The sequence below is a fragment of the Bradyrhizobium sp. MI1.7 genome, assembly GCF_055811795.1.
Genome location: NZ_JBVVPO010000091.1, coordinates 2,774 through 22,928, shown reverse-complemented (window position 1 = coordinate 22,928; position 20,155 = coordinate 2,774). Strand labels below are relative to the sequence as shown.

The 20,155-nt window shown below is 65.4% G+C and carries 23 protein-coding genes and 1 tRNA gene; 14 read left to right on the top strand and 10 right to left on the bottom strand.

Going from position 1 to position 20,155, the window contains the following annotated elements; all coding sequences use genetic code 11:
• Nucleotides 1-82: 82 nt before the first annotated feature.
• Nucleotides 83-736 carry a TetR/AcrR family transcriptional regulator gene (locus AC0L3X_RS42235; RefSeq protein ID WP_063985877.1) on the bottom strand — a complete coding sequence of 218 codons (654 nt, stop codon included), beginning with the start codon at nucleotides 734-736 and terminating at the stop codon, nucleotides 83-85.
• A gap of 84 nt (nucleotides 737-820) precedes the next feature.
• Between AC0L3X_RS42235 and AC0L3X_RS42230 the strand changes: the two genes are divergently transcribed.
• The 11 genes from AC0L3X_RS42230 (at nucleotide 821) to AC0L3X_RS42180 (ending at nucleotide 7,745) form a co-directional block, all read left to right on the top strand.
• On the top strand, nucleotides 821-1,759 hold the full coding sequence (locus AC0L3X_RS42230; RefSeq protein WP_063985876.1) for an SDR family oxidoreductase: 939 nt from the start codon (nucleotides 821-823) through the stop codon (nucleotides 1,757-1,759).
• A gap of 26 nt (nucleotides 1,760-1,785) precedes the next feature.
• Complete coding sequence (locus tag AC0L3X_RS42225) at nucleotides 1,786-2,445, top strand: NAD(P)H-binding protein (RefSeq protein WP_063986740.1); 660 nt, start codon at nucleotides 1,786-1,788, stop codon at nucleotides 2,443-2,445.
• 81 nt (nucleotides 2,446-2,526) lie between these two features.
• Nucleotides 2,527-2,976, top strand: a complete 450-nt coding sequence (locus tag AC0L3X_RS42220; RefSeq protein WP_063986739.1) for a DUF2948 family protein — start codon at nucleotides 2,527-2,529, stop codon at nucleotides 2,974-2,976.
• A gap of 145 nt (nucleotides 2,977-3,121) precedes the next feature.
• The gene (gene hisD, locus AC0L3X_RS42215) at nucleotides 3,122-4,417 is read left to right on the top strand and encodes a histidinol dehydrogenase (protein ID WP_063985875.1); all 1,296 of its coding nucleotides are present in this window, start codon (nucleotides 3,122-3,124) and stop codon (nucleotides 4,415-4,417) included.
• Nucleotides 4,414-4,911, top strand: coding sequence for a UPF0262 family protein (locus tag AC0L3X_RS42210; RefSeq protein ID WP_063985874.1), 498 nt, complete (start codon nucleotides 4,414-4,416; stop codon nucleotides 4,909-4,911). Before hisD ends, AC0L3X_RS42210 begins: the two co-directional genes overlap by 4 nt.
• Nucleotides 4,912-5,043: 132 nt before the next feature.
• Complete coding sequence (locus AC0L3X_RS42205; protein WP_063985873.1) at nucleotides 5,044-5,511, top strand: arsenate-mycothiol transferase ArsC; 468 nt, start codon at nucleotides 5,044-5,046, stop codon at nucleotides 5,509-5,511.
• A 145-nt stretch (nucleotides 5,512-5,656) separates the two neighbouring features.
• The gene (locus AC0L3X_RS42200) at nucleotides 5,657-6,286 is read left to right on the top strand and encodes a Maf-like protein (RefSeq protein ID WP_028151428.1); all 630 of its coding nucleotides are present in this window, start codon (nucleotides 5,657-5,659) and stop codon (nucleotides 6,284-6,286) included.
• 145 nt (nucleotides 6,287-6,431) lie between these two features.
• Entirely contained in the window at nucleotides 6,432-6,614 is a 183-nt protein-coding gene (yacG, locus tag AC0L3X_RS42195) for a DNA gyrase inhibitor YacG (protein WP_028151429.1), read from the top strand.
• Between the two features lie 184 nt (nucleotides 6,615-6,798).
• A tRNA-Phe gene (locus AC0L3X_RS42190) sits at nucleotides 6,799-6,874 on the top strand.
• Nucleotides 6,875-6,983: 109 nt separating this feature from the next.
• Nucleotides 6,984-7,139 (top strand): hypothetical protein, encoded by a 156-nt coding sequence (locus AC0L3X_RS42185; protein ID WP_187387828.1) that lies wholly within the window; start codon nucleotides 6,984-6,986, stop codon nucleotides 7,137-7,139.
• A gap of 114 nt (nucleotides 7,140-7,253) precedes the next feature.
• Nucleotides 7,254-7,745, top strand: coding sequence for a hypothetical protein (locus tag AC0L3X_RS42180; protein ID WP_063986738.1), 492 nt, complete (start codon nucleotides 7,254-7,256; stop codon nucleotides 7,743-7,745).
• Nucleotides 7,746-8,419: 674 nt separating this feature from the next.
• On the opposite strand, the gene AC0L3X_RS42175 is transcribed toward AC0L3X_RS42180, so the two are convergent.
• The 3 genes from AC0L3X_RS42175 to AC0L3X_RS42165 all read right to left on the bottom strand — a co-directional run bounded on the left by AC0L3X_RS42175 (nucleotide 8,420) and on the right by AC0L3X_RS42165 (nucleotide 12,397).
• Nucleotides 8,420-8,803 (bottom strand): PLDc N-terminal domain-containing protein, encoded by a 384-nt coding sequence (locus AC0L3X_RS42175; RefSeq protein ID WP_028147401.1) that lies wholly within the window; start codon nucleotides 8,801-8,803, stop codon nucleotides 8,420-8,422.
• 406 nt (nucleotides 8,804-9,209) lie between these two features.
• The gene (locus AC0L3X_RS42170) at nucleotides 9,210-9,437 is read right to left on the bottom strand and encodes a DUF3551 domain-containing protein (protein WP_084795314.1); all 228 of its coding nucleotides are present in this window, start codon (nucleotides 9,435-9,437) and stop codon (nucleotides 9,210-9,212) included.
• A gap of 899 nt (nucleotides 9,438-10,336) precedes the next feature.
• Nucleotides 10,337-12,397: an ATP-binding protein gene (locus AC0L3X_RS42165; protein WP_473317411.1), complete on the bottom strand. Its 2,061-nt coding sequence runs from the start codon at nucleotides 12,395-12,397 to the stop codon at nucleotides 10,337-10,339.
• Between the two features lie 204 nt (nucleotides 12,398-12,601).
• Here AC0L3X_RS42165 and AC0L3X_RS42160 point away from each other — a divergent pair, with 204 nt between their 5' ends.
• Genes AC0L3X_RS42160 through AC0L3X_RS42150 form a run of 3 tightly spaced genes read left to right on the top strand, consistent with a single transcriptional unit; the run spans nucleotide 12,602 to nucleotide 15,272 of the window.
• The gene (locus tag AC0L3X_RS42160) at nucleotides 12,602-13,264 is read left to right on the top strand and encodes an FABP family protein (protein ID WP_063985871.1); all 663 of its coding nucleotides are present in this window, start codon (nucleotides 12,602-12,604) and stop codon (nucleotides 13,262-13,264) included.
• Between the two features lie 19 nt (nucleotides 13,265-13,283).
• Complete coding sequence (locus AC0L3X_RS42155; protein ID WP_063985870.1) at nucleotides 13,284-13,994, top strand: RibD family protein; 711 nt, start codon at nucleotides 13,284-13,286, stop codon at nucleotides 13,992-13,994.
• A gap of 9 nt (nucleotides 13,995-14,003) precedes the next feature.
• A complete protein-coding gene (locus tag AC0L3X_RS42150; RefSeq protein ID WP_063985869.1) occupies nucleotides 14,004-15,272 on the top strand; it encodes a flavin monoamine oxidase family protein in 1,269 nt (422 codons plus the stop codon).
• 31 nt (nucleotides 15,273-15,303) lie between these two features.
• Here the strand turns inward: AC0L3X_RS42150 and AC0L3X_RS42145 are convergent, their stop codons facing one another.
• From AC0L3X_RS42145 to AC0L3X_RS42120, 6 genes are all read right to left on the bottom strand, one after another.
• Nucleotides 15,304-15,624 (bottom strand): hypothetical protein, encoded by a 321-nt coding sequence (locus AC0L3X_RS42145; protein ID WP_063985868.1) that lies wholly within the window; start codon nucleotides 15,622-15,624, stop codon nucleotides 15,304-15,306.
• 121 nt (nucleotides 15,625-15,745) lie between these two features.
• Nucleotides 15,746-16,321: a cysteine hydrolase family protein gene (locus AC0L3X_RS42140; protein ID WP_231143675.1), complete on the bottom strand. Its 576-nt coding sequence runs from the start codon at nucleotides 16,319-16,321 to the stop codon at nucleotides 15,746-15,748.
• Nucleotides 16,322-16,454: 133 nt separating this feature from the next.
• On the bottom strand, nucleotides 16,455-16,802 hold the full coding sequence (locus AC0L3X_RS42135; protein WP_063985867.1) for a DUF3088 domain-containing protein: 348 nt from the start codon (nucleotides 16,800-16,802) through the stop codon (nucleotides 16,455-16,457).
• A 55-nt stretch (nucleotides 16,803-16,857) separates the two neighbouring features.
• Nucleotides 16,858-17,433 (bottom strand): hypothetical protein, encoded by a 576-nt coding sequence (locus AC0L3X_RS42130; protein ID WP_028147393.1) that lies wholly within the window; start codon nucleotides 17,431-17,433, stop codon nucleotides 16,858-16,860.
• A 202-nt stretch (nucleotides 17,434-17,635) separates the two neighbouring features.
• Complete coding sequence (locus tag AC0L3X_RS42125; protein ID WP_063985866.1) at nucleotides 17,636-18,952, bottom strand: tetratricopeptide repeat protein; 1,317 nt, start codon at nucleotides 18,950-18,952, stop codon at nucleotides 17,636-17,638.
• A 12-nt stretch (nucleotides 18,953-18,964) separates the two neighbouring features.
• Entirely contained in the window at nucleotides 18,965-19,987 is a 1,023-nt protein-coding gene (locus AC0L3X_RS42120) for an aldo/keto reductase (protein WP_063985865.1), read from the bottom strand.
• Between the last annotated feature and the right edge of the window lie 168 nt (nucleotides 19,988-20,155).

The following is a 20,155-nucleotide window of genomic DNA, read 5'->3' as shown; positions in this document are numbered from 1 at the left end:
CTCACATTCCGCTGCGCTCCATGTGAGCCGACCCACGGGCGAGCTACGCTCGTCCCGGACCCCTCCAGGGGAGGGTGCGCACTCACTTCAAGATCGCCCTGATCGCATCGAACGTGCGCTTCACGAAAACCTCCGGTTTCTCCCGCACATCTTCGCCGATCCAGTTTTCGCCGCCGACGCGCATCGCGCCGGTGGCGATCATGGCGACGAGCCGTGCCTTCAGCCTGTCCGATTTGGTTTTGGCACGCTGCGAAAGCCCTTCGGCCAGTGCGCGCTCGAGCTTCTCGTATTTGAGCTGGTCGCGCGCGTGAAGCGCGGGATTGTCGCGCTTGAGCCGCGACATTGCCGCGGCTTCCGCCGGGTCGATCCGCCTGACGGCCGCCGCGATCGCATTCTCCGCCGCCGTCAGCATGGTTTCGCCCACTGGCCGCGCCACGACCTCTGCGACCAGCGCGCTTGCTGCGCCCTCCTGCCAGGCGGCGACCACGTCCTCTTTCGACGCGAAGTAGTGGAAGAAGCTGCGGCGTGACACGTCGGCCGCGGTCGCGATGTCGTCGATGGTCGTGGCCTCGAAGCCGCGCTCCAGGAACAGTGCCATCGCCGCGCGGGTCAGCCGCTCGCGGGTCTCTTGCAATTTACGCTGGCGCAGGCCGGGACCATCAGGGGATTTTGCTCCTGCCGGCAATGGCTTGGCGCCTGTCCTGACCGATTTCCCGCCGGGCTTTGAAGCCTTCAAATTATTTCACCTCTTGCAAACTTGCACTCAGTGCACATTTAGACCGGTCGCGGGCCTCATTCCAGCCCCGAACGGAGATACGGCATGACCGACTGGAGCACGGCAGACATCCCCTCCCTCAGCGGCAAGACCGCCGTCGTGACCGGGGCGACGGGCGGCCTCGGCTACGAGACGGCGATGGCGCTGGCGGGCGCCGGTGCCATTGTCATACTCACCGGACGCAACGACGCAAAGGGCCTGCGGGCGATCGAGGGCATTTGCGAGCGGTTTCCCAACGCATTGATCGCCTACGAGCATCTCGATCTCGCCAGTCTCGCCTCCGTCGCCGATTTTACCAGGCGCTTTGCCGCCAGCAACGAGCAGCTCGATCTCCTGATCAACAATGCCGGCGTGATGGCGCTGCCGAAGCGGCAGCAGACGGAGGATGGTTTCGAGATGCAGCTCGGCACCAACTATCTCGGCCATTACGCGCTGACGGCACAGCTGTTGCCGCAGCTTCGCCGCGCGAAAGCGCCGCGCATCGTCAATCTGTCGAGCCTCGCGCACCGCTCCGGCGCGATCAATTTCGACGATCTGCAAAGCAAGCGTTCCTATCGTCCCTGGCGCGCCTATTGCCAGTCCAAGCTGGCGATGCTGATGTTTTCGCTGGAGCTGCAGCGCCACAGCCTCGCCGCCGGCTGGGGCCTGACGAGCCTTGCTGCCCATCCCGGCTACGCGCGGACCGATCTCATTCCGAACGGGCCGGGCGCCGACACCTTCCAGTCGCGTGTCAGCCGTTGGCTCCAGCCTTTCATCAGCCACTCCGCAGCCGAAGGCGCGCTGCCCACGCTGTTCGCGGCGACCTCGCCGGCTGCAGAGCCCGGCGGCTATTGCGGTCCGAACTGGTTCTACGAATTGAAGGGGCCGCCCGCGCCGGCGAAGATCATGCCGCAGGCGAAGGATTTCGCCGCGGCCGCCATGCTGTGGGATGTCTCGGCGACGTTGACCGGTGTATCCTTCGACGAGATCGCGGTCGCCGCATGAGCCGCGGGCCGGGTGGGGACGTCACGATGCAAGTCATCATCTTCGGCGCGACCGGCATGGTCGGGCAGGGCGTATTGCGCGAATGCCTGATCGACACCGGCATCGACCGCGTGCTCGTGGTCGGCCGCAGCCCGACCGGCGTCCGCAATGCGAAGCTCACCGAAATCACGCACGGCGATTTCACCGACTACTCGGCGATCGAAGCGCAGCTCACGGGCTTCGATGCCTGCTTCTTCTGCCTCGGCGTCTCCTCGATCGGCATGAGCGAGGATCGCTATCGCCATCTCACCTACGATCTCACGCTCGCAACGGCGACGACGCTCGCGAAGCTCAATCCGCAGATGACGTTCGTCTACGTCACCGGCGCCGGCACCGATTCCACCGAGCAGGGATCGCGGATGTGGGCGCGGATCAAGGGCAAGACCGAAAACGATCTGCTCAAGCTGCCGTTCCGGGGGGCCTACATGTTCCGCCCCGGGGCGATCCAGCCCCTGCACGGCGCCCGCTCCAAGACCGCCTGGGTGCAGGCCGTGTATGCCGCAACCGGGCCGCTCTGGTCGGCGCTGCGCCGGATCTCGCCGCGGCTCGTCACCTCGACCGAGCAGATGGGCCGCGCCATGATTCGTGTCGCCCGGGAGGGGTATCCGCGGAAGGTGCTGGAGATGGAGGATATCAATAGCCTCTAGCCGGCTAGCCCGTTAGTTTCACGGAAATTTCCGCGTCCGCGCGCGTTGAGCCTTATCGGCCCCCGAGGAGAAATGCCGGCGATGTCTCCCCAGCTCAAACTGATCGCGCTCGACGCCGACGATCTCGCCGTGATCTCGACCCATGTGCAGGACGCCCGCGTCCAGGCCGCCGACATCATCTGGCGGCAAAGCGAGAAGCGGCTGGTGGTCGGGATGAGCCGGCTGGACTGGGAGCAGTCACTGGACGGCGAGGCCGAACCCCGCCGGCTGGTCGCCGCGCTCCGCTTCGACCGCGTGCTCGCCTGCAAGTCGCGCAACATCGACCTCGGCGCGCCGGACGAGGTTCTGGACCTCGTCGGCATCGAGTTTCACTCCCAGGACGGCCGCGACGAGGAGCCCGGCGGCAGCGCCCTGCTGCTGTTCGCCCATGGCGGCGCCATCCGCCTCGACGTCGAATGTCTGGAATGCGAGTTGACCGATCTGGGGGCGGACGCGCTCGGGGCCGGACTGGGCCTCGAGGAGGAGGGGTGAGCTGGCCGGTATACCAGTCAAGCCAGGTCGGGCCGCTGCCGGAACGGCATCTCCCGAGGGTTGACGCAGCTTCCCCGCCGCGCCATTGAGCAGGGGGTCGGGTGAGCCAATCCGCCCCAAAGACCAGCCGGAAGCCAAGCCAAAAATGCCCGTTCGTCTCGACCGCAGCAGCGCCGATTTTGACCAGCGATTCGCGGCCTTCCTCGCCGCCAAGCGCGAGGTCTCGGCCGACGTCGAGGCCGCCGTGCGCACCATCGTCGACGACGTCGCCAGGCGGGGCGATGCGGCCCTGCTCGAGGCCACGGCAAAGTTCGACCGGCTGAAGCTGGATGCATCCGGCCTGCGCGTCACCGCCGCCGAGATCGAGACGGCCGTGAAGGCCTGCGATGCCGCGACGCTGGATGCGCTCAAGCTCGCGCGCGACCGCATCGAGACCTATCACCGCCGCCAGCTCCCGAAGGACGAGCGCTTCACCGATCCGCTCGGCGTGGAGCTCGGCTGGCGCTATACCGCGATCGAATCCGCGGGCCTCTATGTGCCCGGCGGTACCGCGGCCTATCCCTCCTCGGTGCTGATGAACGCCGTGCCCGCGCAGGTCGCCGGCGTCTCGCGCCTCGTCATGGTGGTGCCGTCGCCGGACGGCAAGCTCAACCCGCTGGTGCTGGCGGCCGCTTCGCTTGGCGGCGTAAGCGAGATCTACCGGGTCGGCGGCGCGCAGGCCGTGGCGGCGCTGGCGCACGGCACCGCCACGATCGCGCCGGTGGCCAAGATCGTCGGCCCCGGCAACGCCTATGTCGCCGCCGCAAAACGGCTGGTGTTCGGCAAGGTCGGTATCGACATGATCGCCGGCCCCTCCGAGGTGCTGGTGATTGCCGACGACACCGGCAATGCCGACTGGATCGCCGCTGATCTGCTGGCGCAGGCCGAGCATGATGCCAGCGCGCAATCGATCCTGATCACGGATTCCGCGCGCCTCGCCGCGGATGTCGAGAAGGCCGTCGAAGCGCAGCTGAAGACATTGCCGCGCACCGCAATTGCCGGCGCCTCCTGGGCCGATTTCGGCGCCATCATCATGGTGAAGAATCTTGCCGACGCCATTCCGCTCGCGGATGCGATCGCGGCCGAGCATCTCGAGATCATGACTGATGATCCCGATGCGCTTGCCGCAAAGATCCGCAACGCCGGCGCGGTGTTCCTCGGGGCGCATACGCCCGAGGCGATCGGCGACTATGTCGGCGGCTCCAACCACGTGCTGCCGACGGCGCGCTCGGCGCGGTTCTCCTCAGGCCTCGGAGTTGCCGACTTCATGAAGCGCACCTCGATCCTGAAATGCGGCCCGGACCAGCTGCGTGCGCTCGGACCTGCCGCGATGACGCTCGGACAAGCGGAAGGGCTGGACGCTCATTCGCGCTCGATTGGATTGCGCCTCAATCTGTCATGACCCAGCCGCCCGAACAGGACGACTCGACCAATCGCATCGTCGCGGTCACCCTCGACGAGGACTCGATCGGCCGTTCCGGGCCCGACATCGAGCATGAGCGCGCGATCGCCATCTACGATCTGATCGAGCAGAACCTGTTCGCGCCCGATGGCGCCGACGGGAAGGGGCCGTTCACGCTGCATATCGGAATCACCGGCAGCCGGCTGATGTTCGACATTCGCCTTGAGGACGGTGCGCCCGTGGTCGCGCATCTGTTGTCGTTGACGCCGTTCCGGCGGATCGTGAAGGACTATTTCATGATCTGCGACAGCTACTATCAGGCGATCCGGACAGCTACGCCGGACAAGATCGAGGCCATCGACATGGGGCGCCGCGGCATCCATGACGAGGGATCGCGCACGCTCCAGGAGCGGCTGAAGGGCAAGGTGCGGGTCGACTTCGAGACCTCGCGCCGGCTGTTCACGCTCATCACCGTCCTGCACTGGAAGGGTTAGGCGCATGATCCCGAAAAGTGGGCACCGGTTTTCGGACCAGATCATGCGCGAGACAAACGGCTTAATGGCCCGGAAAAATGTGCAGCGGTTTTCCGACAAGGCCATGCCCTCTCTCAAAAGAGGCTAGGCGCGATGGCGGGTCCGCCACGCGCACGCGATCCGCAATCGGTGCTGTTCGCCTGCGCGATGAACAGCGTGCGCTCGCCGATGGCCGAGAGCCTGCTGCGGCACATGTTTCCGCAGGGCCTCTACGTGAAGTCGGCCGGCGCCAGGAAAGGCGAGCTCGATCCCTTCGTGGTCGCCGTGATGGACGAACTGGGGCAGGACATCTCCGCCCACAAGCCGCAGACCTTCGAGGAGCTGGAGGACTGGGAGGGGCTCAATTTCGACCTCATCATCACGCTCTCGCCCGAAGCGCACCACAAGGCGCTGGAGCTGACCCGCACGCTCGCCGCCGACGTCGAATACTGGCCGACGCAGGATCCCACCACCATCGAAGGCAGCCGCGACCAGAAGCTCGCCGCCTACCGCGAGGTCTGCGACCAGCTGTTGATGCGCATCCGCAGGCGTTTTGCGAAGGTCGGCGCGGCGAGCGGTTAGCCGTAACACCCGCGTCACAGACCGAGGGCACACGCATGTTGGACGCCTCGAATCAGTAAAGTCCGGGTTCCCGGGTTGTGAAATCAGCCCCCTTCCGATAGGTTCCGCGCGCAATTCACCCCCTGCTTCATCCCCCAATCACCTTATGCTCGGCCGCCCCAAATTCGTACTTGCCTCCGGTTCGCCGCGGCGCCTGTCGCTGCTCAACCAGGCCGGCATCGAGCCGGACGCGCTCCGGCCGGCCGACGTCGACGAGACGCCGAAGCGGGGCGAGCTGCCGCGCGCCTGCGCCAACCGTCTCGCAAGGGCCAAGGCCGACGCTGCCCTGAAATCGGTGCAGCTCGACGACGAGCTGCGCGGCGCCTTCATCCTCTCAGCCGACACGGTTGTGGCGGTCGGCCGCCGCATCCTGCCCAAGGCCAACCTCGTGGACGAGGCCGCGCAGTGCCTGCGGCTGCTGTCGGGCCGCAACCACCGCGTCTACACCGCGATCTGCCTGGTGACGCCGCGCGAGGCCTTCCGCCAGCGCCTGGTCGAGACCCGCGTCCGCTTCAAGCGCCTCTCCGAGGACGACATCCAGGCCTATATCGGCTCCGGCGAATGGCGCGGCAAAGCCGGCGGTTACGCCGTGCAGGGCATCGCCGGCTCCTTCGTGGTCAAGATGGTGGGGTCCTACAGCAACGTCGTCGGCCTGCCGCTCTACGAGACCACGACGCTGCTCGGCGGCGAGGGTTTTCCGATCCGCTTCGGCTGGCTCAACGCCACGGCCATCTAGCGCGCCGACAAAAATCTCGAAAACAACCCCATGCACAGTAGAATGGGCCCGCCGGACCCGGCCCGCGACGCCTGCGCGACCGCCCGAGGAACCGCTTTGCCGACAGGCTCTTGAACGCCTTCACCCCGAGTAAGCTGCCGACATCATGGACGACCACGTCAAAAAGCCCGCCGGCCCGCTCAAAACCTGCCCGATCTGCGGCAAGCCGCAGTCGGAAGCCACCCGCCCGTTCTGCTCCTCGCGCTGCCGCGACGTCGACCTGAACCGCTGGCTGAAAGGCTCCTACGTCATCCCCGGCCGCGATGACGAGGCGGACGGCGAAGAATAATTACTAATATCAATTGCTTACTCCGATGGTCGACGCGCCGCGCGCCTGCCGCAGCAAGTCCGCCCCATCTTGTGCACAGCCGGGCCGCGCCCGGCGAAGCCTCTTGGCGAAGCCGGGTGGACAGGCCGCTTCTAGCCCACTATAAACCGCCCGCTCGATGGGCCTTGGCCCCTCTTTGGAGCACGCCCAGGTAGCTCAGTTGGTAGAGCATGCGACTGAAAATCGCAGTGTCGGTGGTTCGATTCCGCCCCTGGGCACCATCCTGGTGTTTGCCCTCGTTCTCCGGCATCCGCTGACGCGAATTTCTCCGGCCTATTTCACGAACGCCACGCATCGTGGCTGAGCGCGAACCTTGGTTTAGCGGGCGCGGTGCTGCTGACGATGCTCATTCATGGCTGCGCCCGCTTCAAGGCGGAATGCAACGATGATTTCCGCCCGCTCCAGGAGCCAAACCTCATCGTCGTCGCCATCGCGGTCGCCGTTCTGATGACGTTCTTCCAGTGGTTGATCACCACGGACGGATGACGAGAGCGGCCGAATCAAGTTGCAGGGTTCGGCGATGCAACTTCAATCGGCGCGTGATATCCTCGTCTCGGGGGATGGAATGGACTGTCCCTCCGCATCTGGAAGGACATGGCCATGACGTTGTCGTCACGCTTCGTTGCGCGTCCCGCTGTCACATTCCCATCGATTGCACTGTTGCTGTGCGGCCTGAGCGGCACGGCAATGTCTCAACCGACGCCCACCGAGACTCAGCTTCCCAGCATCACGGTCGACGCGCCGAGACAGGTGGCGAGGCCGCACAAGCCAACGCATCACGTGGCCATCCGCAGCACCGGGTATCGGACATCGCCAGCCACATCGACGGCCGCGGCGGCGCCGATGTCGGATGCCGCGAGGCTCGCCAAGCTCGAACGCGAAACGAGCAGCTGTGCCGGCGGTTGCCAATCGAGCTTCAAGACGGGAAATCAGCCCTGGGTCGGCTGCAACGCTTCGGGCGGCGTGTACTCCTTCACGTGCCGGAACGTCGGCAACTTCAAGACTTACGACGAGTGCAAGGAAGCCGGACGGGTCACCGGCTGGCGATCGGGCGAGACCTCGGCGTATTGCAGCAGCCTGGCGTTGAAGTAGGGGCGGCTGGGGTTGAGGAGGCTCGTCGGCTAGGCCAGCCTCCTCCGATCGGACTGGGCACAGTCGCCCGCGTATCGATAATCACGGCGTGATCGCCGGTACCTATCATCGCACGCTGCGGTTCCGGTCGAAAACGCGACCAAGCCCAATAATGCTCAGTAGCGCTCCGTCAGAACTTCGAACCGACACCTCGATTGTTGATGCGAGAGCGATCCGGTGGGCAACCTGCAAACCCGCAAGACGAAGTCTGCCTTCTAATTCGCTTTGGGCCCGGGCGGTCCGATCGGGCCTGCAGGTCCGGCCGGCCCTGGAGGACCCGCTGGCCCGGGGAGGCCGCAATTCTGTATCACCACGTCTCTCGTATCTGGTCCGGACGTGATCTTTACAATACAAGTCGATGGAAACTCCGGTCCAATCCACCGAAATCCTCCGCTCGAAGTGCTCTCGACTTTCACGGTTTTGCTCGGACTGATCTTGATTTCCACGCTGGACTCGCGGGGCCGTCTTACTCTTCCGACGATGACCAACTCGCCCTGCGATATGGTGGCGGTTGTTATGAATATTTCCGCATGCGCGCTTTCAGTCCACGCAATTGCAAAGCCAGCAATAAGAGCTCCAACGGTGCCAAAAGGCTTTGCGAACATCATGGGCCTCCCCGCTTCCCTCACCGATGGTTAGGAGACCAGTTTGGTGCGAAGGCGCCCGTACTCGGTGTCGGTTATGGATCCCGATTTTTTGAGCTGATCGAGCTTGGAAAGCTCGTCGGCGACACTAAAGCCGACGATGTGCCGTAACTCCTCGCGCGCCCGCTGAGCCTGCTCGGCGCTGCGTTCCGCCATCCCCCTGCCTTGGGTGATGAGGTAAGCAAAGATGCCGAGGTAGGAGGTCAGAACAAGTGCAAGCACCCACAGTGCCTTACCCCATCCGGAAATGTCGTGGCGCCTGAACAGGTCGCCATAGATGACAATGAGCAGCCAGAACCAAACGACAAATGCGAATACAGCAATTATATCCATCAGGAAATTTCGATATGTGAATCCTTCCTGAGCGAAGAACATTGCGATCTCCTTATTGAGTTGCCGTTCTCGATCTTTTCTGTAGGCCAGTCGCACGGCCCGCTACGCGAAGGCTCAACGGCAGTACCGATGCGACACGCGGTGCGACCTTCCGCTGGTCGAGCGGTACCAGCAGTTGCCGTTCCTCCAATAATATCGATGCCAATGTTGATGTCGCCGGTGGGCGCCCGCGATGGCTCCGGCCGTCGCCCTATGGCAGCGCCGCGGCGACCACCAACAGCACCACCGATGACGGCACCTCGAAGCGCACTCTGAGCAAATGATTCGCTGGAAGGGACCATTCCTGCGAACGAGAGCAGGATGACGAACAGTGCAAGCTTTCGCATTGGGGCCTTCCTTGATTGACCGCTTCTGCCATGCCGTGCCGCCGAATAGCTCCGAGCGGTGATTAGCGCCGCCGCGGAGCGGCATAGCGCGGGTTGATGCCGCAATATGCGTTCGTGCCAGAAGCAGCAGCCAGGCATTGCGAGCGGGTGGCGAACTGACAATTGCCCGGAAAGCCCCAATTGCGACCTCGCAGGCAGTATCGATCCGCCTCGGCAGCTCGGACCGGCTCCAAAAAAGCAAGGAATACAGCGGCAGTGAGTAACGTCAGCATCGGAGCGACACGATGCATATCGATCTCCGTGGATGGATGGAGGTGAATATACCGGCGGCGCGAGGGGAATACCGCCAGTAAAAGCCCTTGCCAGACGCTGGGGCGTTTATTGATGCTACCTGGCGCGAAAAGCGCTCATGCTATTCAGGCTCGGAACCGCTTGTAGGTAAACGTAACAGTTGCCATTGCGTGTCCTTGAATGCGGACCGCTGGCCGGATGACGTACGGCTTTCGGATAGCGAGCCCCGTTTCATCTGCGCCGCCTGCGGCAGGCGGGCGCCGATGTCGCGCCAGATGGAGCCGCAGAGACATGGTTCGGGGAGAACGATCCCGAGGGCGTGGCGTTTGAATATGAGGTTCTTCAATGAACCGGATCGGCCGCAGGACTATCTACGCCATGTTAGTAATCGTTGTGCTGCTGATCGACTGGTAGATTCTCGCACCGCTTTGAAGGGGTGAGACGTCGTCGCGCAAGGCCAATGAACCTTGCATACTTGTAACGAGGCGGACACCGAAGCGCCTTCTGGGTGGCCAAATGCTGGCGGAATGTGAGGGCTTATAAAAGCCGACCCTGGCCCACGGGATTTACTCCGATGTTATTTCAAGCGGCGATTATTTGCCTGATCGTACTCAGCATCGGCGTTCTCGTCGCCCACGCGGTTGACGCTCTCAGAACGTAGCGAGCCCGCCAGCGTGAACCGGCGGGCCTCCACCTCGGTCTTCTCAGTTCACGCCCAGAGTCTGGCGTTGAAGTAGATGCGGCTGGGGTTGAGGGGGTTCGTCCGCTGGGCAGCCTCCTCCGATCGGACTGGGGTACAGTCGCCCGCGCATCGATCATCACGGCGTGATCGCCGATACATGTCATCGCACCGGCATGTCGCTTTCGCTCATGCGAGCTGCTCGCCCGCTTGCGTCGCCTACCGCCCCGCCTTCGCCAAGCCTGCCAGGCTCGCCGCCAGCTCATCGCTTCGGAACGGCTTCGTCAGCCGCGACAGGTCCGGCGTGATGCCTTCGTTGTTGGCGTAGCCCGACACGACGAGGATCTGGAGCTCGGGATATTGATTGCGCAGCGCGAGGCCGAGGTCTGTGCCGCTCATGCCGGGCATCAAATGGTCGGTGACGAGCAGGTTCGGCCGCAGGCCTTCCCTGACGCGCTGAAGCGCATCCTCCGCCGAGCCGGCTTCGACGACGTTGTAGCCGAGCTCGCCCAGCATCTCGGCGGTGCTCATGCGCACCAGCGGTTCGTCATCCACCAGCAGAGCCGTGCCGACGGGCTGTGGCCGCAGTTTTGATTGCGGGACGGCATCAATGGCGCCCGCGACGGCGTGGCTGACCGGCAGCCACAGCTCGACCGTCGTCCCCGCCCCCACGGCGCTCCTGATCGTCAGCGCGCCGCCGAGCTGTGACGCAAGGCCGTGGACCATCGAGAGGCCAAGACCGGTGCCTCGCCCGACGCCCTTGGTCGAGAAGAACGGTTCGACGGCGTGGGCCAGCGTGAACTCGTCCATGCCGATGCCGGTGTCGGCGACAGAGATGCAGACATAGGTGCCCGGTGCCAACTCCGAATTGTGAGAGTCTCCAACCGTCCGCGCCTTCGCCGAGATGCGCAACTTGCCGCCGTGGGGCATGGCATCCCTGGCGTTCACGCTGAGATTCAGGATCGCCATCTCGATCTGGTTGGGATCGGCCATGGCCGCGGGAAGGTCTTCCGGCGTGTCCACCGTGACCTGGATCTGCGGCCCGGTCGTGCTCGAGATCAGGTCGCCCATCTCGGCAACGAGGAGACCGATGCTGACGGGAATGGCCTGAAGCGGTTGCCGGCGCGCGAAAGCGAGCAGGCGCTGAACCAGCGTCTTGGCGCGCTCGGCCGCCTGTGCCGCACCGGCGATGAGGCGATGCTCGCGCTCGCCGCCGATGCCCTTGCGCTGAAACAGGTCGAGCAGGCCGACGATCGGCGTGAGCAGATTGTTGAAATCGTGCGCGACGCCGCCCGTGAGCTGGCCCATCGCCTCCATCTTCTGGGCCTGGCGGAGCGCCTCCTCGGCCTGCGCGAGCCGCGCCTGCTCCTCCAGGCGATCCGTCACGTCGACCCCGGTCAGGAACGCGCCGATCCGCGTGCCGTCCGGAGCGCGGAGCGCCTCGAACTTCAACTCGTAGACGCGGCGGTCGAACCGGGGATCGCCGAACTCCTCGATGTTGGTGAAGGCTTCGCCGGCCAGCGCCCGGCTCCAGACCGTGGTTGCCGCAGCGAGATGCTCGGGCCGGTCGGCCAGGAATTCGTGCAGGGAATCGCCGACCCGCGGGCGCTTACCGTAGATGCGCTGATAGGCATCGGCGCAGGACGTGTTGATGGCGAGCCAGCGATAATCGAGATCGAGGGCTTGAATCTGTCCGTCGGTGGTTTCCACGATCGTCGCCAGCAAATGACGCTCGGCGGTCCGTTCGGCGACGCGTTGTTCGAGGGTCGCAGTCAGCTCCCTGTATCGCGCTTCGCTCGCCCGCAGCCGCGTCTCGCCCAGCACGCGCTCCGTCGTCTCGGACACGATACAGAGCACTCCGCCGACCGAGCCGTCATCGTCCCGCACGGCTGAGTAGGAGACGTCCCAGTAGCTGGTTTCGCCGTAGCCGTGGCGCTCGACGTAAAACGGACGATCCTTGGCGGCGAACGTCTTTCTGGTTCGGCGCACGCCTGACAGCAGCGGTTCGAGATCGTCCCACAGCTCGCCCCAGTTTTCGATCGCGGGGCGACCGAGGGCGCGGGGGTGATTGGCGCCGATGCCCGGGGCGTAGGCGTCATTGTAGAGCGCGACGAAGTTGGGCCCCCAGAACAGGACGATCTGGGCTTGCGCGGCCAGCAGCATGCTGACCGTCGTTTTCAGTGCCTGAGACCAATCGCGGGGATGACCGAGCGGTGAATCCGACCAGTCGCGGGCGCTCATCATCGCGCCCAGCTTGCCTCCGTCAGCGAGGAAGCCCATTTCAATTGACCGCCGAGCAGCCTTCTCAGACAGCACCGGATCCCCCGCTACGCGTGACACGGGCGTCCTTGCCCATTCGAGCCGGTATTTCGAGGGCTCGTACTCAAGCGCAGATAACACCCGGCGCGCGCTCTGGTTCCATTCCAGTCGATTCCCGCCGTCCTTGTGCTATTGCTGCTCCCCGCAACTTGACGCGAGGTTCCCATGCTCCCCATTCCCGCAGACATCTTCACCGAACCCGAGGACGTCTCGCCCGACGGCCTTGCCAATCTCGGCCCGCTCCGCCGTCTCGCAGGGAGCTGGCAGGCGGACAAGGGCATCGACATCAATCCGAAGGCGGAGGGGCCGGAGCGGCGGACCTTCATCGAGCGCATCCGCATGGACCCGATCGACCCGCAGGCCAACGGGCCGCAGCTGTTTTACGGGCTGCGCTATCACATCCACATCAACACGCCCGAGGAAGACATCACCTTCCACGACCAGGTCGGCTATTGGCTGTGGGAGCCCGCGACCGGGCTGATCATGCAGACGCTCGCGATTCCGCGCGGACAGGTCTTGCTCGCCTCGGGCAAGGCCGGGCCGGATGACAGGAAGATATCGGTCACGGCGAAGCGCGGCGATACCGCTTACGGAATCTGCTCGACCGATTTCCTGGAACAGGCCTTCCGCACCGATTCTTATCGCTGCGACATCACCTTCAACGATGACGGAAGCTGGAGCTATCTGATCCAGACCGAGTTGTTCGTGCGCGGCGCGCCGTTCAACCATCACGACAGCAACACGCTGAAGCTCGTCGCGCCGCCAAAACTCAATCCGCTCGCGGTGATCGTGAAGGATCGCGCCGGGCGCGATGGATCGGCGGCCTGAAGCGTACCCGGAGAATTGCATGAAGCCCTACGTCATTTGCCTGATGCATTCCAGCCTGGACGGCCGCACGCATCCCAGCCGCTGGCGGCCGAAGGGGGCGGGCACAGACTGGTTCGAGAAGATCCATGACGAACTCGGCGGCGATGCCTGGGTGATCGGCCGCGTCACCGGCTCCGAGTTCGCCAAGGGCAAGCCCTATCCTGCAACGGCGGGCGAGACATTTCCCCGCCAAAGCTGGTTCGCGCGGCGCGATGCGAAAACCTACGGCGTCGTGCTCGACGCGCAGGGCAAGATCGGCTGGGGCCGGTCAGACATCGGCGGTGACCCGATCGTCGTGGTGCTGACCGAGGGCGTGCCGGATTCGCATCTGGCGGGGCTGCGCGACGAGGGTGTGTCCTACATCTTCGCCGGCAAGTCCGAGATCGACCTCGCACTGACGCTGGACATCCTCCATCGGGAGTTGGGTGTGAAGCGCCTGCTGGTGGAGGGCGGCGGCGTCGCCAATGGCGCCTTCCTGCGCGCCGGCCTCATCGACGAATTCAACTTGATCCTCAGCCCCGCGATCGATGGCGCCAGGGGCGCACCCTTCGTGTTCGATTCGACGGACGCGGACAGCGACAAGCGCGCGCCGCTCGCCGCGATGACGCTGGAGAGCACGCGCGACCTCGGCGGTGGCGTTCTGCTGCTGCGCTATCTGATCAAGAACGACCCGCAAGCGATGCCCAAGTAAGGCATCGGCATGGGACAATTGGAGCACATCGTCATCGTCGGTGCCGGCGCGGCCGGGCTGATGGCGGCGCGCGAGCTGGCACGTGCGGGCAGGACGGTCACGATCCTGGAGGCGCGCGAGCGCTGCGGCGGGCGCATCGATCCGCTGCCGGCGTCCGAGTTCGGCTACCCCGCCGATGGCGGCGCCGAATTCGTCCATGGCGAGGCGCCGGTCACGCGCAAGCTTGTGCGCGAGGCGGGACTGTCGCTGCAGGAGATCGAAGGCACCCAGTGGAGCTTTGACGGCACGAGGCTCTCGCACGAAGACCGTCACGATCCGCACGAGGCAGAGCTGTACGCCGCGCTGGGGGCGTTGAGGGATGATCTCACGGTTGCCGATTTCCTCCGCAGCCACTTCGCCGGGCCTGGGTATGACCAGCTGCGCCATTCGATCGAGCGCATGGTCGAGGGCTACGACGCCGCCGACCCCGAGCGCGCCTCGACGCTGGCGCTGCGCGAGGAATGGATGGACGGCGGGCATCACGCCCAGGCGCGCATCGTCGGCGGCTACGGCGCGCTGATCGATTTTCTGGCGAGCGAGTGCCGCGGGATTGGCGTGACGTTTCGCTTCGGCTGCGCGGTATCGACGATCGAGGAGACGGGCGGCGCGCTGGCCGTCCGCTGTGCCGGCGGCGACGTGCATGGCTGCGATCGCGTGATCCTCACCGTCCCGCTGCCGTTGCTGCGCGAGATCGCGCTTCCGGAGCCCGCACGCGCGAAGGCTGCGGCAGCTGACGATATCGGCTTCGGCAGCGTGATAAAAATCCTGCTGCGGTTCGCGCGGCCGTGGTGGCGCGAGCGAAGCGAAGATCTCGCGGACATGACCTTCCTGCTGTCGGACCAGTCGATCCCGGTGTGGTGGACGCGGCATCCGGACGAGCATCCCGTGCTCACCGGCTGGTTCGGCGGGCCGCGAACGGCCGAGCTTGCGAAGCTCGATCGGCAAGGGCTGATCGATGCCGGGGTCGATTCGCTTGCGGCCATCTTCGGCGTGTCGCGGGGCGACATCGCGCGCGATCTCGTGGCGGCTGCGGCGACCAACTGGCTGCACGATCCCTTCGCCCGCGGCGCCTATTCCTGGGCGACGCCGCGGACGCGCGAGGCCCAGGCGATCCTCGCGCGCGCCGACGGCCCGGTGCTGTTCTCTGGTGAAGCGCTCTATCGCGGCCGCGACATGGGGACGGTCGAGGCGGCGCTGGCGAGCGGGCTGGAGACTGCGGAGATGATTTTGCGAGGATGAAAAAAGGCCCGCACAAGGCGGGCCTAATGTCTCACCAGCGGCCGCCGCCGAAGCTGAACGTCACGCCGGGACCTCCGCCACCATAATAGCCGTACGGTCCGCCGCCGTAATAGCCGTGGTGCCGCGGGTAATAACCGTAGCTCCGGTAGTGCGGACGATAGTAGCCGTGATGGTGATGGCGCCATTGGTGATGGCGATGGCCGTGGTGGTGGTGCCTGTGCTGCGCGCTGATGTCGGTGGACTGGCCGGCTGGCGCGTTCTGCTTTGCGCTGGCCTTGCCCGCCGCGTTGGCCGTGGATCCGCCGGCGAGCGCCGCTGCACCCACAGCCATCGCGACAAAGAGATACTTCATGTCATCACTCCAGTTGAGAAGTCGCGTGATAACAGATGGCTGTCCGCTGCGTTCCGACCAGTGCGGGCGTCGAAACGACGCAGACGAAATTCCGATCGACGTGTGAACGATGTGGCGCGATCTATTGTCGCATCGCTTCGAGCGAAGCGATCACGTCGGCGGCGCTGACGATGCGCGCAAATTCGCCGTTGAGATTCGACAGCGTCATCGCATGAATCTCTTCAGCCGAATGCTTGTCGCCATCTGGTCCGATCCGGTCGAAGGTCCAGGTCGCATCGCGCACGAGGCTCGCGTCGAAACCGAGATTGCCGGCCATCCGCGTCGTCGTCTCGACGCAATGATTGGTGGTGGCGCCGCAGATCACGAGCGTCGTGATGTTGCCCGCGCGCAGGCGCGTCTCGAGATCGGTGCCGATGAAGGCGCTGTTGACGCGCTTGACGATCACCGCCTCGCCCGGCGCTTCGCGCGCCTCGCCCTTGACCGTGTAGCCGGAGTTTTGCGGCAGGAACGTCGAGTTCGGCTTGGTGCCTTCGTGGCGGATGTGGAAGATCGGCGCGCCGCGCTTCCTGAATGCGGCGAGCAGATCGGCGATGCGCGCCACCGCGTCCGGATTGTTGCGCCGCTTGCCGGCCGCCTCCCATTCGTCGAATGCGCGCTGAACGTCGACGACGACGAGGGCGGGGAGGGGGCTGATCATGAGGAGCGGCTTCCAGACTTGCTTGCTGCGCGAAGTATGCGGGGCGACCGACGTGGCAGGCAATGTCGATTTTCCCTCGTTTCGCGACAGCTCTCGTGCCCCGGACGCAGAGAGCTGCGCGAGTGCGCGGCCCTCACGGATGCGGATCGGGAAACCCGTGGCGTTCGGAGAGCACGGCGAGGATCGCGTCCTTGTCGGCGATGAAGGCGCGGCCGTGGTGACTGCCGGTCTGGTGCGGCGACGTCATCCCGTCGGCCAGCACGAGCAGCGGCAGCGACTGGTTCTCCTCGCCGACCAGCGCGATCGCCGACAGCCTTGGCCGCGGCCATGCGATGCGCTCAACGTCGAGCTTTTCGGCGAGCTGCGGAAACGAGGCGAGCACGCCCTCGATCAACGCGCAATGCCAGCAATAGAAACGCTGGCCCGGAAAGGCGGGGTCCTCGAAACCAGGGCGCAGCAGAAACAGGCGGTCGCGAGTCATGAATCGCTCCAAAGCATGGCGCGATCATACATGCCGACAGCAGCGGATGATGCCGTTACTTGAACGGATCCTGGATCGATGGCGACGATTGCCGGATGCGGCGCACGCTCACCGGCTTGCCGTCGGAGACGAACAGCAGCTCGTACCGGCGGCCCTCGCTGTCGGTCGCCGTGCAGGTGACGTCCGTGACCTTCCTTGCGGCGAAATTGCCGGTCTGGCGGCAGACGCCGGTCGAGGTCTGCTCAGCCGGCACCGGCAGGCCGTCGACCTTGGGCCTGTCCTTGGAATTGAGCAGCATGCGGTCGATTCGCAGCTCGTAGGAATTGTCGTCCGCGCGCTGGCCGTTCTCGCCGGAGAACGACACGACATGGTTGGCGTCGGAGGGATCGTCGACGGCGACCGCGAAATTGACCCGGCCCTTGTCACCATGGGCGTAAGCCACCGTCTTGCACGCGAAGGTGCGCCCCGCGACCTTCAGCGTCTTGCAGTGGCCCGACATCAGCGCCAGCAGGTCGATGAAGGCGTTCTGCGCCGGCGGGTTGTTGACGGGGATGGGCGCGGAAGACTCGGCAAAACAAGGGCTTGCGAGAATCGCGAGGGCCGCGGCGAGGACCGGTCGGCGGAGGCGCATCATCAGGCTCGTATGCCAGGGGGCCACGGCGGCGGAAAAGTTCCGCTCAACAACGAGCGAACCACAAATTGGTTGCGATCCCGTTTGTTCAGCTAGACCCGACTGGAATACCACCGCACCACCCATCGGCGATTCATCCGATCGCCCCATCCCGTCCTAGCAGGCCACTTGCTGCCAGACCGATGTTTTTTTCGTGGCAGAGCTAAACGGTCGCCGCCTGCCAGCGCGTATCGCGAAGCGAGGGCCGGCGGTGCAGGCGGGCGTCGAGCAGCGCGCGGGCACGGGGCAGCTCACCGCTGCGCATGAGCGCGACGATGTAGGTATCCTCGATCAGTTCGCGCTGGGCATGGCTGCCGCCGATGCGCACGACCTCGCCGAGGACGGGCGCGAGCGTTCGCACGCATGAGGCGTAATCCTCGCGGGCAAAGGCCACGAGCGCACGGCAGATCGCCGGCACCACGGGACCGGCCGGCAGCTTGCCCTCAGTGAGCCGCTGCTCGATCGCCGCGAGGCGCGCGGCGAGCGCCTCCTGGTTCTGCGTCGCCGCAGCGAACAGCGCCATGTGGACGTCGGCAAAGGGCAGGCTCGATTTCGGAAACAGTTTTTGCGCGGTGGCATCGGCCTCGAGCCAGAGCGCTTCCGGCACGGTGTGGCCGTAAGCCGACAGGCGCCAGAGCAGCGAGGCGCCGTCGGTGACGACGTTGAGCGGCGGCGCCTTCGTGGCGGAGGGCTGAAGCACGTCGGCATAGATCGCAAGCGCGCGCGCCGCATCGCCATGCTCGAGCGCGCCGAGCGCCTGGTGCCAGCGGATATGGCCGTGCAGGATGCCGGCGCGGTCGTAAGAGGGGATCCATTCGTCGACGAGGCGATCAGCCGCGTCGATCGAGCCGTCCTCGAACATCGCGTGCAGCACGGCGTGCGCGGCATGGGCGTTCTGACGGCGCAGGTCGAAGCCACGCTCGGTGACGCCGCGACCGCGCGCGACGTCGCCATTCTCGGTCATGGCCCAGCCGGACATGGTGAGAAACCACCAGTCCTCGCCATAATGCTGCGCGACGCGCTCGCACAGCTCGTGCCGCGCGCGGTCGTGATCGGGCATGCCGGAGAACGCGAACAGGCCGAACGCGCCGAGCGGCAGCGACAGCACCACGGCGTCGCGCGGCCATGCGTCGACGTGTTTCAGCGTCGATGCGATCGCCTCGGGCAGCCGGCCCTCGATCGCAAGCGCCAGCGTCTCGACATGCGAGCGCTCGCGCTCCGTGCCGCGCTTGGCGACGCGTTCGCGTGCCACAGCCGCCTTCTGCCGGGCGAGATCGCCCTGCTGATAGAAGGCATGCACGCGGGCGCGGGCGATGTGGGGAAGCGCGAAATCCGGATCGGCCGCAATCGCGCGCTCCAGCGCCTCCGCCGTGCCGGTCCAGCCGGCCAGCATGAGATCGACGCCTTCGCGATAGGCGCTTGCCGCCTCGTGCGAAGACGTCGAGAGCGAAAGGCCGTAGCGGTCTTCGTGCGCCGTCATCGTCTTCAGCTCTCAAGCCGTCCGCGCGCGGCGTCCCTCGATCGGATAGGCGGGGTCGTTGTAGCCCGGCGTCGAGGGATGGCCCGGCACGACCAGCCGGTCGATCAGCGCCTCGTCATCCGCCGTGAAGCGGTAGTCGAGCGCGCGGATGTAGCCGTCCCACTGCTCCTCGGTGCGCGGGCCGGCGACGATCGAGCTGACAAAGGCGGAGTTCAGCACCCAGGCGACCGCGAACTGGCCGGCGGTGATGCCCTTCGTCTCGGCGTGGGTCTTGATCTCCTGCGCGAGCTGGAGCGATTCCGGCCGCCATTCCGTCTGCATCATGCGGGTGTCGTTGCGGCCGGCGCGTGTCTCCTTGTCCGGCGCGGCGTCGGGCTTGTACTTGCCGGTGAGCACGCCGCGCGCCAGCGGGCTGTAGGGCACGATGCCGAGGCCGTAATAGGAGCAGGCCGGGAAGTGCTCGACCTCGGGCATGCGGTTCACGGCGTTGTAATAAGGCTGGCTCACCGCGGGCCGGTCGATGCCGAGCCGGTCGCAGATGTTGCAGATCTCGGCGACGCGCCAGGCGCGGTAGTTCGAGACGCCGAAATAGCGCACCTTGCCGGCGCGGATCAGATCGCCCATCGCGCGCACCGTCTCCTCCAGCGGTGTCGCATGGTCTTCCTTGTGCAGATAATAGATGTCGATGTGGTCGGTGCCGAGCCGCTTCAGGCTCTCGTCGGCGGCCTGCAACACCCAGCGGCGCGACAGGCCGACACGGTTGGGATCGTCGCCCATACCAGTGTTCATGGGGTTGGCGAGTTTTGTGGCGAGCACCCAGGCGTGCCGGTTGTTGCCGATCGCGCGGCCGACGACCTCCTCGGAGCCGCCCTTCGAATAGGCATCCGCCGTGTCGATGAAATTGATCCCGGCCTCATGCGCCTTGGCGATGATCCGATTTGATGCGGCTTCATCGGTAGGTCCGCCGAACATCATGGTGCCCAGACAGATCGGCGAGACTTTCAGGCCGGTGCGGCCGAGCTGGCGGTATTGCATGGGCTGTTTCCTCAACGCTATCGAAGCTGGCAGCATAGCCAGCTAATTCCGTCATTGCGAGCGCCGCGAAGCAATCCAGGGTTTTGCCACCGGGGAGTTTATGGATTTGTTAGCGGGGCGGGGCAATTCGAGTGTTGGGGGGGGGCGTTGCGGCCGCGCAGCGGTGAA

Coding starts and splice junctions, on each gene's coding strand:
- AC0L3X_RS42230 (WP_063985876.1), top strand. CDS start 821: ATGACCGACTGGAGCACGGCAGACATCCCCTCCCTCAGCGGCAAGACC.
- AC0L3X_RS42225 (WP_063986740.1), top strand. CDS start 1,786: ATGCAAGTCATCATCTTCGGCGCGACCGGCATGGTCGGGCAGGGCGTA.
- AC0L3X_RS42220 (WP_063986739.1), top strand. CDS start 2,527: ATGTCTCCCCAGCTCAAACTGATCGCGCTCGACGCCGACGATCTCGCC.
- hisD (WP_063985875.1), top strand. CDS start 3,122: ATGCCCGTTCGTCTCGACCGCAGCAGCGCCGATTTTGACCAGCGATTC.
- AC0L3X_RS42210 (WP_063985874.1), top strand. CDS start 4,414: ATGACCCAGCCGCCCGAACAGGACGACTCGACCAATCGCATCGTCGCG.
- AC0L3X_RS42205 (WP_063985873.1), top strand. CDS start 5,044: ATGGCGGGTCCGCCACGCGCACGCGATCCGCAATCGGTGCTGTTCGCC.
- AC0L3X_RS42200 (WP_028151428.1), top strand. CDS start 5,657: ATGCTCGGCCGCCCCAAATTCGTACTTGCCTCCGGTTCGCCGCGGCGC.
- yacG (WP_028151429.1), top strand. CDS start 6,432: ATGGACGACCACGTCAAAAAGCCCGCCGGCCCGCTCAAAACCTGCCCG.
- AC0L3X_RS42180 (WP_063986738.1), top strand. CDS start 7,254: ATGACGTTGTCGTCACGCTTCGTTGCGCGTCCCGCTGTCACATTCCCA.
- AC0L3X_RS42175 (WP_028147401.1), bottom strand. CDS start 8,803: ATGTTCTTCGCTCAGGAAGGATTCACATATCGAAATTTCCTGATGGAT.
- AC0L3X_RS42170 (WP_084795314.1), bottom strand. CDS start 9,437: ATGCATCGTGTCGCTCCGATGCTGACGTTACTCACTGCCGCTGTATTC.
- AC0L3X_RS42165 (WP_473317411.1), bottom strand. CDS start 12,397: ATGGGCTTCCTCGCTGACGGAGGCAAGCTGGGCGCGATGATGAGCGCC.
- AC0L3X_RS42160 (WP_063985871.1), top strand. CDS start 12,602: ATGCTCCCCATTCCCGCAGACATCTTCACCGAACCCGAGGACGTCTCG.
- AC0L3X_RS42155 (WP_063985870.1), top strand. CDS start 13,284: ATGAAGCCCTACGTCATTTGCCTGATGCATTCCAGCCTGGACGGCCGC.
- AC0L3X_RS42150 (WP_063985869.1), top strand. CDS start 14,004: ATGGGACAATTGGAGCACATCGTCATCGTCGGTGCCGGCGCGGCCGGG.
- AC0L3X_RS42145 (WP_063985868.1), bottom strand. CDS start 15,624: ATGAAGTATCTCTTTGTCGCGATGGCTGTGGGTGCAGCGGCGCTCGCC.
- AC0L3X_RS42140 (WP_231143675.1), bottom strand. CDS start 16,321: ATGATCAGCCCCCTCCCCGCCCTCGTCGTCGTCGACGTTCAGCGCGCA.
- AC0L3X_RS42135 (WP_063985867.1), bottom strand. CDS start 16,802: ATGACTCGCGACCGCCTGTTTCTGCTGCGCCCTGGTTTCGAGGACCCC.
- AC0L3X_RS42130 (WP_028147393.1), bottom strand. CDS start 17,433: ATGCGCCTCCGCCGACCGGTCCTCGCCGCGGCCCTCGCGATTCTCGCA.
- AC0L3X_RS42125 (WP_063985866.1), bottom strand. CDS start 18,952: ATGACGGCGCACGAAGACCGCTACGGCCTTTCGCTCTCGACGTCTTCG.
- AC0L3X_RS42120 (WP_063985865.1), bottom strand. CDS start 19,987: ATGCAATACCGCCAGCTCGGCCGCACCGGCCTGAAAGTCTCGCCGATC.